Source organism: uncultured Roseobacter sp. (assembly GCF_947501835.1).
Classification (GTDB): domain Bacteria; phylum Pseudomonadota; class Alphaproteobacteria; order Rhodobacterales; family Rhodobacteraceae; genus Roseobacter.
Genome location: NZ_CANMXR010000010.1, coordinates 33,048 through 48,005 on the forward strand (window position 1 = coordinate 33,048; position 14,958 = coordinate 48,005).

Annotated in this window: 11 protein-coding genes; 4 read left to right on the top strand and 7 right to left on the bottom strand. The window is 58.2% G+C overall.

Annotated elements, in window-relative coordinates; genetic code table 11:
• Window positions 1-60: 60 nt before the first annotated feature.
• Window positions 61-270 carry a hypothetical protein gene (locus tag Q1A20_RS19260; RefSeq protein WP_299918203.1) on the top strand — a complete coding sequence of 70 codons (210 nt, stop codon included), beginning with the start codon at window positions 61-63 and terminating at the stop codon, window positions 268-270.
• Between the two features lie 346 nt (window positions 271-616).
• Here Q1A20_RS19260 and Q1A20_RS19265 read toward each other — a convergent pair whose 3' ends face one another.
• Together Q1A20_RS19265 and Q1A20_RS19270 are read right to left on the bottom strand one after the other, a co-directional pair.
• The gene (locus tag Q1A20_RS19265) at window positions 617-1,462 is read right to left on the bottom strand and encodes a penicillin-binding transpeptidase domain-containing protein (protein WP_299918206.1); all 846 of its coding nucleotides are present in this window, start codon (window positions 1,460-1,462) and stop codon (window positions 617-619) included.
• Window positions 1,463-1,723: 261 nt separating this feature from the next.
• Window positions 1,724-2,944: an AraC family transcriptional regulator gene (locus Q1A20_RS19270; RefSeq protein WP_299918209.1), complete on the bottom strand. Its 1,221-nt coding sequence runs from the start codon at window positions 2,942-2,944 to the stop codon at window positions 1,724-1,726.
• Window positions 2,945-3,157: 213 nt separating this feature from the next.
• Here Q1A20_RS19270 and Q1A20_RS19275 point away from each other — a divergent pair, with 213 nt between their 5' ends.
• Window positions 3,158-3,919: an alpha/beta hydrolase gene (locus tag Q1A20_RS19275; protein WP_299918212.1), complete on the top strand. Its 762-nt coding sequence runs from the start codon at window positions 3,158-3,160 to the stop codon at window positions 3,917-3,919.
• A gap of 9 nt (window positions 3,920-3,928) precedes the next feature.
• On the opposite strand, the gene Q1A20_RS19280 is transcribed toward Q1A20_RS19275, so the two are convergent.
• A complete protein-coding gene (locus Q1A20_RS19280; protein WP_299918215.1) occupies window positions 3,929-5,848 on the bottom strand; it encodes a serine hydrolase in 1,920 nt (639 codons plus the stop codon).
• Between the two features lie 526 nt (window positions 5,849-6,374).
• On the opposite strand from Q1A20_RS19280, the gene Q1A20_RS19285 reads away from it, so the two are divergent.
• Complete coding sequence (locus tag Q1A20_RS19285; protein ID WP_299918217.1) at window positions 6,375-8,894, top strand: methyl-accepting chemotaxis protein; 2,520 nt, start codon at window positions 6,375-6,377, stop codon at window positions 8,892-8,894.
• 67 nt (window positions 8,895-8,961) lie between these two features.
• Here Q1A20_RS19285 and metG read toward each other — a convergent pair whose 3' ends face one another.
• The 3 genes from metG to Q1A20_RS19300 form a co-directional block, all read right to left on the bottom strand.
• Window positions 8,962-10,683: a methionine--tRNA ligase gene (gene metG, locus Q1A20_RS19290; RefSeq protein ID WP_299918220.1), complete on the bottom strand. Its 1,722-nt coding sequence runs from the start codon at window positions 10,681-10,683 to the stop codon at window positions 8,962-8,964.
• 93 nt (window positions 10,684-10,776) lie between these two features.
• On the bottom strand, window positions 10,777-12,006 hold the full coding sequence (locus tag Q1A20_RS19295; protein ID WP_299409062.1) for an MFS transporter: 1,230 nt from the start codon (window positions 12,004-12,006) through the stop codon (window positions 10,777-10,779).
• A gap of 65 nt (window positions 12,007-12,071) precedes the next feature.
• Entirely contained in the window at window positions 12,072-12,668 is a 597-nt protein-coding gene (locus Q1A20_RS19300) for a YceI family protein (RefSeq protein WP_299408779.1), read from the bottom strand.
• 288 nt (window positions 12,669-12,956) lie between these two features.
• Between Q1A20_RS19300 and Q1A20_RS19305 the strand changes: the two genes are divergently transcribed.
• Window positions 12,957-14,000, top strand: a complete 1,044-nt coding sequence (locus tag Q1A20_RS19305) for an aldo/keto reductase (protein WP_299918223.1) — start codon at window positions 12,957-12,959, stop codon at window positions 13,998-14,000.
• Here the strand turns inward: Q1A20_RS19305 and Q1A20_RS19310 are convergent.
• The gene (locus tag Q1A20_RS19310; protein WP_299918226.1) at window positions 13,954-14,949 is read right to left on the bottom strand and encodes a GlxA family transcriptional regulator; all 996 of its coding nucleotides are present in this window, start codon (window positions 14,947-14,949) and stop codon (window positions 13,954-13,956) included. The two genes, Q1A20_RS19305 and Q1A20_RS19310, sit on opposite strands and share 47 nt — an antisense overlap.
• Between the last annotated feature and the right edge of the window lie 9 nt (window positions 14,950-14,958).

The window sequence follows — 14,958 nt, forward strand, 5'->3', positions numbered from 1 at the left end:
TCCGATGCGTTGCATCTGGGTCGTTCTTGTATGATTTTTGCAAGGAGGTGAAGCCCCCATGTGCATAAATCGGATCCTTATGATGTGTGGCGCGCTGACCTAGTCCATCTCGTTGGCTACCAAACTGATCGGGAAATCGTTTTTCAACTGAAAGCGAAAAAACGGCCAGAAACGGCTCCTGGCACCAAAGCAACCCAGCTGGCTGAAACACCGTTAGTGCTGTGGCGCGCCAAGATGATGCGCAAGACCCTGGGAACCGAATTACCTTGAGATTGTGCGTTTTAGCTGTGACGCGCGCCATCTGCGCTCGCCGAGCAAAAATACATGCAACATGCACGAAGGGTGGGAACGCGAAAGCCGCGCCGTTACGCGGACCACTCTTGTGAATAGTCGGCCCGGGTTCTGAGCAACAAGGTTCCAAACAGAGGCTGCGGGGCAACCGAGGCTCGCATCGGGTCAAATTGATGGATGCCGCGACGTGAATGGGTATTGAGTTTTCAGATCATCATCGATGTGCAACAGGCAATCAAAAGTGAGGCCTTAAGATACCAAATCGGTTTCCCATGCGCGCCGGAATAGATGGGCTTTCAATCAGCAGGACCGGAACAGCCGAGGTCTACCTGTAGCCACAAGCCTTAAGGAGAACTTCAGCGAAATCCTGTCGGAAAGATCGAATGGACGAGAAATGCGCACCCTGCGCATGATGCGCGAAGACAACGGCAACCTTGCCATACTGGCCAAGCCATCCGGCGTACCATCCCTCAAACGAGCCCGAAAACTGACCGGCCTGCACGGGACCGGACCCCGTTTTTCCATAAAGCTTGAACGCGCCGAGGTTTCCCGCCGCTGCCACCCGGGTCAAGGCCTCAAGATGGACGTCGTCGACGCCAAGGGCGCCGGTCAGGAGACGCTCCAAAAAATGAACATGTTCGGTGACGGAAAGGGCCAGCGGCCCGCCAAGCCAGAACGTGTCCGAGCCAGTCGGCACATCAGCGTTGCCGTACCCCCAATCCGACAGCAAATCGCGATAGCGCGGCGCTCCGACCTCAACAGCAATATCTTGGAAATACCATACCGCCGACCGCTGAAACGCGGATTGCAGCGTTTGACCCTGTCGCCAGGCGTCCGGCCAATAATGCGCCGCGGGACGCAGCTTCGGGTCCCAGTCGCGCCAGGATTCGATGCTTTCCGCGACACCGGTTTCCAGTGCGATCAAGGTATTGGGGATCTTGAAGGTGGACCAGGGCGCATGGCGGGTCTCAAGGTCGCTTCCTGCAAGAACGCACCGTGCACCGGAGGTAAGATCGAGCGCGAGGAAGCTCGACTGTCTTTCACCGATGTCACCGGTGAACTGTTCGCGGTCCAACATCGTGTCGGCGACCGCTGCGCCTGGAAACGGCCAGAACAGAAGAACAAAGAGACCGACCCTTGCGACGATATTTGTGATCATTGATTGAGGCATGAGATGTTTCCTGTGATGTGGACCCGCTGGGATCCAGGCCTGCTTTTTGCAAATACGCGCCGCTTTGTCTCAGAAATAGACTGCTGGTCGCAAGCGATGCGTTTCTGGTTAACTTTCGTTCGCACTGCTCGGTGATCCGGAACGCCGCCATCCGGGCACTAAGCGACAACTCGTCCCGCCGGGCCGCGTCGTGGATGGCGCGCACGTTTGGCCAGTTGGCTTCTGCGTCAGGTCGGATGGCGATTTCTTTGGTTGTACCTGTCATTTCTGGTCGCTGGAAATCAATCTTTCTGCATCAAATAGAGGCGGTTTTGATTTCGCTTTCTTATAGGCGGTTGGCGTCATATCCGTCACGCGCTTGAACGCCGAATAGAATGACGAGCGTGAGTTAAAGCCGACCTCATAGGCAATGGCCAGGACGGTTGTCTCTCCCGCTTCAACAAGCGGGATGGCTTCCTTGACCCGCCAGCTGTTCACAAATTCAAAGAACGATTGGCCCAGGTTTTGATTGAGGGTCTGAGAGACATGGTTCAGCGACACCCCCACGTGCGCCGACAACGCGCTGAGTGTCAGATTTGGGTCTCGATAGAGGTGATCCTCCTGCATCGCGCGCAACAGCTTTTGGGCGATCCGGTGCGATTGATCGATACCAAGGGCGCTTCTTTTGTATTTTGTCTCGTGGTGTTCCGCCGCCTCATCCAAAGCTTTCGTGGCGTAATCCAGTTCAGGGGACGGGCGCAGCCCCCAGAGGGCCACCGCCGCAACGACGATCAGAACCAGAAAGCTGTCAAACAGCGGACCGACGGGATCCCGCTTGCCCAATAAGATCAGGGTCTCTCCGGCCATGGTTTGCAGGATGTAGGAGCCCATCGCAAAAGCAAGAACCGCGACCCAGCGCAATTCTATTCCTTCCGTGCTGGCAAAGTGCTGCTTTAGACGCGCGATATGGCGTGCCTGGGTTCGGGCGACCCAGATGACATAAACCGCCCACTGCAGTACAAGCGCGACCGTCAGGAGGGTGAAGCCATAGTGCAAAAACAGCAGACCGGGCAGAGAGAGATCGGTCATGGTGTCGGAATACCAGATGTCGCGCGTCGTCGCAGGCAAGGCCATGGTTACAAGAGAAAAAATAAGAACCACACCGGGCAAGGCGAAATGCAAAGCAAGTGCTTTGCCGTTGCCAGGGTGTCCGCGCAAATCGCTCAGCTCTCGCACATAAAACAGAAACAGTGGCATTATGCAGAAATTGGCGATGAAGCTTTTGAGCTCGATCCCGTCCCGGATGACCTGTGGCATTTCATAGGTCAGCGCCACCGCCAAGGTGTCGAGCTCGCTGAGCGCAAAAGCCGCGAAAAACAACGCCAGCGTCGTTCGAGAAGGCGCGCTCCATCTCTGCGACCAGCTTATCATGCATGCAAGGACAGCAACGGCAAAAGTGGCCGTGACCGTCGCAAACAAAAGCTGATCGGGGTCAAAGATCATTGACTGGTCCAAACCGCACCGCCGTGGAGAACTCGCGTCAATGCCTATCGCGACGCCAGCCCCATCTCAACAATCGCCTGGCGCATTTGTGTCCGCGCCGTTCGGATCGGACATTTACCTCGGTCATTCGGACGACATTTCGGCTGATGAATGCGATCTTTTGAACTAGGGGTGCTGGCCCCTGAACCGAAACCTACAAGGGGCTTTTCCATCATGTCATCCACTAGCTCGGGCGTTTGTGACACTCAAGATCCGGCAGGTGCTCCGGTGTCGGCGCTGGCGCGATTGGATACGGTTTGGTTGCATGGCGCGGGACTGGCGGGCGACACTTGGGGGCCCATCACAGCGGGAGTTGCGCGCGCGGTCACACCGGATCTGCCTGGGCATGGGCGCGCGAAATTGGTCAAGCCGCCACGCGTTGAAACCTATGCCGACGCGCTGTCCCATCTCGTGCCGCAGGACGCCGTCTTAATCGGGCATTCGCTTGGCGGTATGGTCGCGCTGGAACTGGCCGCGCGGTTGCAGGATCGGGTCATGGCGCTCGTCTTGATCGAAACCGTTCCGACCGTGCGGGATCGCCTTTCCGGGCGGGTTTCGGCAAGCGTCGCCTCGGGGCTGTTCCAGTCGATCCCGATCCCATGGCTGGCGTGGCTGTCCGGCCTTGGTCAAAGTCGCGAAACCCGCGCTGAACTGCGGCGACAGATGGCGCGCATGGACCGCGTTCGCATCGCCGCCGCCCTGGAAGCTGCTGCCTGTTATGACGGGCGGCCACGCCTGTCTCAGATTGACGTCCCCACGCTCTTGATCGTTGGAAAGCAAAACACCGCCACCCATCACGGTACCGCCCTCATGGCGGAGCGTATCCGCGGGGCGAGGCTGGTGAAACTGCCTGGCGGGCATATGTTGCACACTGACAACCCTATGCAGTTGAAGCGCAGTATTGATGGTTTTCTGTGCCGATCCCTGCCGAATTGATCGAGGCACTCACCATGTCAAGGTCGCGGTTGGCAGGTTCCACATCCAGGCTGTGAGCAACGCCCAAGCAAATAACGGAAGCGCGACCAGAACGAGAAGACGGTCGCTCCGGACCCAACTCGAGGCCCCCATCGGCCTGGCGAGCCAGGTTCCGGCCCAGATCGATGTTATTGTGGCAACCGCGTAGAGGCCTGTCAGGGTCCAGAGGCCCATCCCTGCCGTGGCCTGAGATGGTAGATCTCGCCCATTCAGGACCGAGTTCAAGATTGCCACGCTGCCGATGACACACCCAAGCCACACGAGACCCAGCCAAAGCGACATACCCATCGCGCGGCGCTTTGACCGCCACGCGGCAACAGCGCCCGCGAGGCATAGAAGAGAGCCGGTCAGCGCCGCCGCCATGCCCGAGTGCAATGAGATTGCGCTCTGCCAGAACGCCAACCGGTCGAAACTGAAAATACCGCCATTGATATGTGCACCCATCACGCGGCCCGCGGTGTCACGGCGAAAACCGAGGCGCATATCGCCTTCTGGTGTCTCAAATTGATCCTCGCCCGTTGCCTGGAACAGTCGGGAATACCCAAGCCCGGAGACGAGAAGCATCCCCTCATCAGTGGGTCGGATTTCGATTTTATGGGCATTGCGAACCCGCAATCGGTCCAGACCGGTCTCGTTTCGTCGGGTGGTGATAAAACGTCCCGTGTAAGCACGCAGGCAATCTGTGCCACACGTCACCCGCGCCGACGGCGGTCTTGCTTGAGGCGCAATTACCTCGCGCAAAGCCCGGCGTGGCAGGCCCATCAACGCGCTGCCACTGGGGCCATTCGCCGCGATAAAAAATGCCAGATCCAGTGTAGGGATCAGCACCATGTTGGTGTGAAACCCGAAATGCGTGCCACCGTGATAATAGACGGTATGTCCGGCCCAGGTATCGGTCCAATATCCAAGGGTACGCCCCGCAAACGCTGCCCGGTTCGGCCAAACTGGCCGTTGCAAATCCGCTATGGCGTTAGGGGAAAGAGCCGTTGCGTCGTCAACCGCGCCCTGCTTGAGCAACATTTGCATGATGCGGCCCATGTCCTCGGCGGTCAGAGCAAGTCCGCCGGAGGGGGCGTGGATTGCTGGAAAAGGCGAAGGATCGATGGCCATGTAGCGCCCGGCGTCCCAGATATGGAAAGGGCTGGGCGTCTTGGGGCCAGACGGCTCATGCATGAAATGGGAGGCGTCAATTCCCACCGGGCGCAAAATGGACGTGGCGACATAGTCTTCGAAGGATTGGCCCGAGACCTGGGCCACGATCTCTCCCAGCAAAACATAACTGGCATTGGAATAGGCTATCGCCTCCTCGGGCGGTCGGTTTTGCCGTGGAAGGATCGCCGAGATTTGCGCGATACGCGACAGGGCATCACGCTCGGAGTGCGCGGCGAAATAGCCGGAATAGCGCTCTTCCAATCCGGCAGTATGGCTCAGCAGATGGACGATGGTGATGTCACCAAAACGCTGGTTCAACTCCAACCCCGGAAGGTATCGTGTGATAGGATCGTCAAGGGCGATACGCCCTGTATCCACAAGCTGAAGAATAGCCAGGGCCGTAAAGACTTTTGTGATAGATGCCAGCGGGATAACGTCCTGCTCAGGGGTCATGAGACGCCCGGTTCTTGCATCGGACAGCCTGTAGCCGCGCGACAGAAGCACCTCTTCGCTTGAGACGATAACCACCACCGCACCGGCAACGGCATCCTGATCAAGACCGGTCGTCACCAACCCATCGACAAAGCCTCCCAGCCCTGCGCGCCAGGTCTCTTGCGGGTGTGCTATGCTGGCGCCCAGTGAGGCGACGCAAATCAGCGCAACGCGCAGGAAGAGACGTGCGAGGGTCAACCCATGTTGCAGTGTCGAACAGGGCTTTTCGGTAAGGGAGTGGTTCATCGACAGCTCCAAGCGATGTCATTTGGTCAAGGCCGGTCAATCCGACCTCAATCCAACTACAGGGTCAAAGCCCATGGGTCGTTCGGTCGTATCGGCGCGGACAATTGTGTGATATATCGAGAGACTGTCTGGCCCCAGCCCCATGTCGCTGACTTCCGAGCCGATAGGGAGATATGGCGGGCTGGCGGAGATCCTCAAAACGTCATCTGCACAGCCCGCATGCGCCCCCTTAAATTGTTGCGACTGACCCTCATGAACGATCATTTCGATTTTCAATAAAAGACTGATGGGATTTTCCCCAAATTTTCCTGTGCTGATTGACCTAGAGAGCGTGCCTTTGAGGGTGCCTGTTAAGCGCTCCGAAAGGAGTCACCCGTAATTAGAGCAGTTGAAAATCACCTGTTCGCACTGTTGGGGCGGGTGCGCCAATTCAGTCACTTCATGATGGGCCTGCTCAATGTCGCTTTTGAAACGCACGGGAAACGATTCCAATCCACTCAACAGCCTATTTGTGAAGTGCTCCCTCATGGTGGTCATTTGCATTGTGGCCGTGGTGGCAGCCGTCGCGATGGTGAACAGACAGATGAAGTCTGAACTGTCTTACGAAGCACTGAGCGCGCGCGCGTCAGAGGTGACGGGGTTGCTGGCGATGCAGATGGGCGGCGCCATCAAGTTCGGAAATGCAAAAGCAATTGAAGACGTCGTGGTCGGCGTTATCGATGCCGCAAAACCGGATGCGATTGGGGCCTTCGTGATGAATGCCAATGGTGTGACCGTCTACAGCACCGGGAGCGAAAGCTTTGATTTAGACGCAGCACAGCAACTGGCGCAAATGGCGCTGGAGCAGGGGCAGCCGATCCTGTCTGAGAACGGTCTCATGAGTGCCCAACCCTCTGTTTTCGGGGATGAGGGTGCGATCTCCGGGATCGTAGTGACAAGTTGGAGTTCGGCAAGCCAGCTGGAACGTTTGAGCGTCTTGCAAAATAAGGCGCTGACGGCGGGCCTCGGCGTTATGGTCGTGGCTGTGATGCTGGCTGGTTTCTTTTTGCGCAGCCAGATGTCGCGGCCTTTGGTCCGGTTGACCCAGGCGATGAGTGGCGTTGCCAAACAGGACTATAAGACCGAAATTCCCTATACAAAACGGGGTGATGAAGTTGGGCAAATGGCGCGGCGGCTGGATACTTTTCGCGAAGCACTGGCCATTGCAAAGAGTGCTGAGCGCGAGAGCGCCTTCAAAAGTGCCGCGTTTGTAGGCTCGACCGCGCCTATGATGATGGTCGATGAAAAACTGTCGGTGATATTCATGAACCCGGCCTGCGATACCACGCTGAACGGTCTGTCGGAAGACTTGGCTGAAATGTGGTCCGAGGTTTCAGGCGGGGCGTTTTTAGGCGCTGATTTGACCAATTTTCGGGAGTTAAGCGCGCAAACGAAAGACATTCGGGAAAAGGGGATCGATGCATTGCCGGTATCGCATTCCGTTAAGATCGGAAGTGCTCTCATTGAGATCAATATCAATGCGGCCTTAAGTGAGGCAGGTGATATGATCGGTGCAGTCATCGAATGGGCAGATCAAAGTGAAGCGGCCCGAAACGCAGCGGTCCTTAAATCCATCGATGATAGCCAAATTCGTGTAGAATTCGACAAACGCGGGCAGGTGATCGGCACCAACTCCAATTTGCTTGAGGCACTGAATGCCGACGAGCAGGAAATTCTGTCCAGGAGTTTTGCCGACCTATTCCAGGGCATGGCAGATGGCACGGAACCAGCCTCGGATCTGCAAACCCGCGTTCTTAAAGGCGAGCCGGTTTTTGGAAGATTTGAGGTTTTGGATACGGCCTCTGAAAAAACATTGATTCTGGAGGGTAACTTTACATCGGTTCCGGCGCCGGACGGCACAATTGATCGGGCGATTTTCCTGGGCACAGATGTCACCGAGGCGGCGCGAGCGCTCATTCAGGTCGAGCAGGAACGCGCGGAGACAGTGGAAAAACAAAAAGACGTGGTTGAAGCATTGGGCGTGGGATTGAAGGCCCTTGCCGAAGGCGATCTGACACGCGACATAACCACAGTATTTCCTGCTGAGTACGAGAAGCTGCGCAACGATTTCAATGAGGCTGTGCGTTCCTTGAAGGAAGCGGTTGGTGCGGTGATGCATAACTCGGAGTCAATTCGGAACGAAACCGGTGAAATTACGACAGCGGCGGATGATCTGTCCCGACGCACAGAAAAACAGGCCGCGACGCTTGAGGAAACTGCCGCGGCGCTGGATGAATTGACGAGTTCCGTGCGCTCAGCCGCCGAGGGTGCGGATGAGGCCTCGTCGATGTCTGCAGATGCGCAGGCCAATGCTGAAAAGGGGGGGGAGATTGCCCGAAAAGCTGTGCAAGCGATGGATGGGATCAAGACGTCGTCGGAGGAAATCTCAAAAATCACCACAGTGATTGACGATATCGCCTTCCAGACCAACCTTCTGGCATTGAATGCGGGTGTCGAAGCCGCGCGGGCTGGCGAGGCTGGCCGTGGTTTTGCGGTGGTGGCCACGGAGGTTCGGGCGCTGGCGCAACGGTCCTCAGACGCGGCACGCGAGATCAACGCTTTGATTTCGAGTTCTGGCGAACAAGTCGGGCAAGGTGTTGATCTGGTGGATAAAACCGGAACCGCGCTTGCATCGATTGTGACCTCCGTTTCGGAGATATCAAAACGCGTCTCGACCATTGCGGCCTCAGCGCGAGAGCAGTCCGCAGGCCTGAATGAAATCAATACTGCCGTGAACGAGTTGGATCATGTGACCCAACAAAACGCGGCCATGTTTGAAGAGACTACAGCCGCAAGCCATGCCTTGACAGCTGAAGCTGATGCGCTCGCATCGGCAGTTGCACGCTTCACTTTGGATTTGGAGACCGTTGCAAGATCGAAAACGTCTCCAGAAGTTACACCGAGGTCTGATAAACCGACAGTGGCGGGGCCAGTTGCTACAAACGGCAATTTGGCGCTCGACATTGACGAGGACGTCGACCTGGATGCGGGTTGGGAAGAGTTCTGAGCGCGGCTAAATAGGTTCGGATATAGCCGCATCCGGTCGTTGCTCCGTGCTCCTCGGCCAAGATGCGCTAGCTTTGTCGCACGCCGGAGAAGCGCGCTTGCCAAGATTCGCGGTCCTCATCGGTTACCTTTGCGAAGAGTACCTCCGGCACGACAAAGGCTTGATCGGGTTTCAGCTGGGACAAAAATTCGTTCATGTCTTCAGGCCAAACCGCTTCATCCACCTGCAGGCTCTTCAGGATCGCCGCACTTGCATCCGGCAGAAATGGCGCTGAAAGGACAGCGTAGAGATGCGCTAAATTCAGTCCGAGACGGGTTTGCATCGCGGCCTTGTCTGGGTCGCTCTTGAACGTCGTCCAGGGTGCGACGCTTTGCAGATACTCGTTGCCGCTGACCCAGATGGCGCGCAGTTCTTGTGCTGATTTTCTGACCTCCATGGCCTCCATCAACGCCCCATAGCGCGCGCATCGTTCGGCAACATCAGCGATGACTGCAGTTTCCTCCGGTCCATATGCACCACCGCCCGGCACCGCCTCACCAAACTTCGAGCGGCAGAACTTAGTGATGCGGCTGATGAAATTGCCAAGGACATCCGCAAGATCCTTGTTCACGGAGGATTGGAAATTCTCCCATGTGAATTCAGCGTCGCTGCTTTCAGGCGCGTGGCTGAGCAGCCACCAGCGCCAATAGTCTGCTGGCAGCAACTCAAGCGCCTGATCCATGAAAATCCCACGCCCTTGTGAGGTAGAGAACTGTCCGCCGTCATAGTTGAGATAGTTGAAGGATTTCAGATGATCGACCATCTTCCACGGCTCGCCGGAGCCGATGAGGGTGGCGGGGAAGCTGAGGGTATGGAACGGCACATTATCTTTGCCCATGAATTGGGTGTAGCGTACGTCAGATGCGCCCATATCGGTACGCCACCACCTTTGCCAATCCGCGTCGCTCAGCCCGTTCGCCGCGGCCCATTCCCCAGCGCAAGCGATGTATTCGATGGGTGCATCGAACCAGACGTAGAAAACCTTACCTTCCATCCCTGGCCAGTCTTTGGTGCCTTTGCGGACCGGAATACCCCAATCGAGATCACGCGTGATGCCGCGATCGCGCAGGCCATCGCCATCATGTAACCATTTCTTGGCAATCGAGGTGGTGAGCACCGGCCAATCCGATTTGGAATCGATCCAGGCATCCAACTGGTCCTTGAGCGCCGACTGACGCAGATAAAGGTGCTTGGTTTCGCGCACTTCCAGATCGGTCGATCCGGAGACAGCAGAGCGCGGGTCAATCAGATCGGTCGGGTCCAGCTGCTTTGTGCAGTTTTCGCACTGATCCCCCCGGGCTTTGTCATAGCCGCAATTCGGGCAGGTGCCTTCGATGTAGCGATCCGGCAAAAATCGCCCGTCAGCGTGGGAATAAACCTGTTTCTCGCTGATCTCATTGATCAGACCGGCATCGTCCAGACGCCCCGCAAAATGCTGGGTCAGCGCGTGGTTTTGCGGGCTTGAAGACCGGCCAAAGTGATCAAATGACAACCTGAATCCACGTGCAATTTCCGCCTGAACCGCATGCATCTCGGCGCAGTATTCCGCGACCGGTTTACCCGCCTTGGCCGCGGCCAATTCCGCAGGGGTGCCATGTTCATCCGTCGCACAGAGAAACAAGACCTCATGACCGCGCGCGCGCATGTAGCGCGCAAACAGGTCCGCTGGCAGCTGGCTGCCAATCAGATTGCCAAGGTGTTTGATCCCGTTGATATAGGGAATGGCCGACGTAATCAGGTGGCGCGCCATGGCTGTGCCTCTCGTATTCCAGGTATTTGGCCTTCATCTACCGCAGCTTTGCTGCAAGGGCCACGGTGAATTCTCGGGAGGATCGCGTTCTGGTCACTTGTCACCGCGCGAGCGACTGCGCCCGGTGAGCCGTCCGATGATAAATGACGTCCGTGGCGCATAGGTATAGCGGGTTCGATCGACCGGGGACGGGCGGATGCGCATGCGGCTCAGGCCAAAGATCACCAGCAGCATATGGCCCACCGCCATCATCACAAAGAGCGCTTTCGGGCCGAAGCTGTCGATCAGGAGCGAAGCCGCATAAGGGGCGGCGATGGCCCCAAGGGCAAAGTAGAACATCAACGCGGCGGAAAGCTCGACACGTTCGTCGTCGCTGGCAAAATCATGGGCATGTGCGGCGGCAACGGAATAGATCGGAAAGGTGGTCAGACCAAAAAGCCCGGCGGTGAGCATGATGCCAAGGGTGCCGAGCCCCGCCGCAAAGATCGTCAACGCCGAACTGGCAATGGCTGCAATCGAAAGCCAGATCAGCACCCACCGGCGGTCGTATTTATCCGCGATCCAGCCCACCGGGTATTGCGCCAGCGCACCGCCAAAGACAAATGCCGTGAGGAAGTAGGCAATTTGCTCATTGGTCAATCCAACCTCGGTGCCGTAGACCGGTCCGACCATCCGAAAAGACGCGCTGGACAAGGCCGCCACGAGCACGGCAGCCGCCGCGAGGGGGGACCGGTCGCGGGCGAGGCTGGGGCGCAGGCGGGGCGAGGCGGGCGTTTCGGGTTGTCGCACGGTTGTCAACGTCAGTGGAAAGAGTGCTGCGCAGCAGATGATGGCGAGTAGGTTGTAAGAGATGAAATGCGCAGGCTCCAGAAAGCTGATCATCATCTGTGCCGCCATTGAACCGGTCATGTCGACAATCCGGTAAACCCCCATGGTGCGCCCGCGCGATGCGTTTGTGACCTTGGCCTGAAGCCAGGCCTCGATGACGGTATAGCAGCCCGCGACACACATGCCCGAAGCGACCCGCATCAGCGCCCAGGCGTAGGGGTCGACCACCAGCATATGGCTCATCAGGCCAATGGCGCCAGCGGCGGTGAAGGCGGCGAAAGCGCGCGAATGTCCAACGCTGCCCATCAGCCGCGGTGCCCACCAGCAGCCAATGAAAAACCCCAGGAAATGCGCCGAACCCAACAGGCCGATCTCTTGTTTGGTGAAATCCAGTTTCAGTCCGGACAGAACGTCGAGGGGGCCGACGCCGCCGGAAGAGAGCTGCAACAGCATTACGGACAAAAACAGGGCGGCGAAGGAAATGAGCAGGCGCATGATCCGCCCAGCCATAGACTATTGAAACACCGGACCTATCGGTTATTCGACAAAGTGCGTCGTTTTCAGCGGCGCGCGCGAATTTCTGCGAGGATGTCGAGATCAACCCGGTCGGCTGCGAGTTTCGGAAAACCGGCGGCACCAAAATCCGAACGGCTCAACGCGCCTGTGAGCCGGATGTTCAACACTGACAGATCATTCGCGGCGGTGCCCGCCGGGCGGGTGAGCTCCGCGTTCAGACGCAAGGCGCGCGTCACACCGCGCAGGGTGAGGGCGCCGTCGACCTGGGCACCTTCGGAAATACGGCCCCGCGCGCCCAGGATGATCCGGGTTGTGGTATAGCGCACGATGGGGTGGTTTTCGGCATCCAGAACCGAGGGGCTGAGCAAGGCCTGTTTGACAAACAGAAGGCCAGCCTTGGCCTGTCGAATATCCGTGGTGACGTCGGCGCTGGAGGCCGCCAGATTGTCCGGATCCACGCGAATATCTGCGGTGCGCACAGGCACCGTGCCGGTTTGCGCCGCGCCGTTGAAGCTGAAGATGAAGGACACGCGCGACCGCTCCGCAACCAGATCATAGGGTCGGGCGGCGGCCAGCCCCTTTGTGGCCCAGCTGGCCAGTCCGGCGGCAAGAAGCATGCGGCGTGAGATCGGCAGGGGCATGGTGGGGCGCTTTCTTTGGGTCCCTCTTTAGATAGGGTCTTGAGCTGGCTTGCCAATCACGTCACGCAGCTTTGATTTCCGGCGAGCGCATCATTGCCGGGCGATGCCTGTTTTTAGAGCAGCGGCTCAAGCGGCGCGTTGGGTGAACATGAAAGGGCGCAAAGCCATAAAATGCCATCTGGGTGCTATGCCCCTGTTTGCTCACACCATCTCTTTGCGCCTTAAAGTGGCTTGCGGAGATGATCGGGAAAGCTACTGTGCATCCCGAAAGACAAGGGAAATTTCGCAATGAATATGAACCGGCTCGGGCGCACAAATATCGACGTATCGGAGTTCTGTCTGGGCTCGATGACATGGGGCACACAGAACACCGCAGAAGAGGCGCATGACCAGATTGACCGCGCGCTTGATGCGGGGATCAATTTTATCGATACGGCGGAAATGTATCCCGTGAACCCGGTCAGCGCAGAAACTATCGGTCGCACCGAGCGGATCATAGGCCTTTGGTTTGAACGCGACATGCGCCGGGGCGATGTGGTGCTGGCCACCAAACACTCCGGGGAAGGTATGGCAGCGGTGCGTGACGGCGCGCCGATTTCCTCCGACACCATCGCGGAGACCGTCGAGGGATCGTTGCGGCGCCTCAAGACCGATTACATCGATCTTTATCAGTTTCACTGGCCAAATCGTGGCAGCTACATGTTTCGCAAGAACTGGGCTTACGATCCCTCCGGGCAGTTGATGCTCGATACCCAAAACCACATGGAAGATGCCTTGGGCGCGCTGCAGGATGAGGTCAAGCGCGGCACCATCCGCGCCTTCGGTCTGAGCAACGAAAGTGCGTGGGGAACCACCAAATGGCTGGAAGTCGCAGACCGGGTAGGCGGGCCGCGTGTTGCCTCGATCCAGAATGAGTATTCGCTGCTCTGTCGGCTTTATGATACCGATCTGGCGGAAATGAGCCTGCACGAAGAGGTGCCATTGCTTGCGTTTTCGCCTTTGGCTGCGGGGCTTCTGACCGGCAAATATCAAAACGGGGCTGTGCCTGCCAAATCGCGCATGTCTCTCAGCGCTGATTTGGGCGGGCGCAAGACCGACCGCGCGTTTACGGCTGTGGACGCCTATCTGGAGATCGCCCGGAAGCATGGCCTCGATCCGACCCAGATGGCGCTGGCGTGGTGCAAGACGCGCCCCTTCATGGGGTCCATTATCTTTGGGTCGACGACCATGGAGCAGTTGGAAGTCTGCCTTGGCGCGATTGACCTTGAGTTGGATGATGCGGTCATCACCGATATTGACGCCGCCCACCGTCAGCATCCGATGCCCTATTGATCGTGGCAAGGTCTGACCGGCGCTGACGGGCAGACACACCAAAACGCTGCCGATATGCTCTTGCAAAGCTTGATTGCGAAGCGAAACCGGTGATCAGCGCCACATCCTGCAGGGGCAGGGCGGTTTGGGTGACCAACCTGTCGGCTTCGCCGAGCCGGAGCCCCAGGTAATAGGCCTGCGGCGTGGTGCGCAGGCTCGCCTGAAACTGCAACTGCAACGCCCGCAGGCTGACGCCGAGACGGCGCGCGATGACCTTGATCGGGATCGGATCTTCGAGGTTGGCCTGCATCATATCCTGCGCTCGTGCGGTGAGGGGGGCGTTGTGCACGCGCGGTCGCTGACGGCCTTGCGGTCGGGCAGGTGTTGGTGCTGCATCGTAGATGAAACTGCTGGCAACACGTTCGGCCAAGGCCGCCCCGTTATGTTGTGCGATCAGGTGCAGCATCATTTCAAGCGCCGGGGCCGCCCCGCCACTGGTCAGCCGGGAGCCGCTGTCGACGAAGCGCGCATCGACACATGTGACGGCGGTAAAGCGTTGCGCAAAGGTGTCAAGATCTTCCCAATGGGTGGTGGCCCGGTGACCGTCCAGCACCCCGGCCTGCGCCATGATCCAGGGTCCGCCATCGATCCCGGCCACCCGCGCCGCGCACGCCGCAAGCCGCCGCAGACTTGACCGTAGCCTGGGTGTCGATTGGGCATGCAGATTGAAGCCCGCGACGACAATCAGCACATCGCAGGTTGTGACATCATGCAGCGGTGCGGCTGGAATGATCAGGCCGCTGGTCAACGAGACATCGCGATTTTCCGGGGTGGCGAATTGCCAGTCGAAGAGGTCCCGGCCCGCTTGCCGGTTGGCCGCGCGCAGGGGATCGACGGCAGCTGCGAAGGACAGCGTATTCGCCTCATTTAGAACCAGAACGATCGTGTGCAATTTTTCTGCGGATTTCATCAACTATAC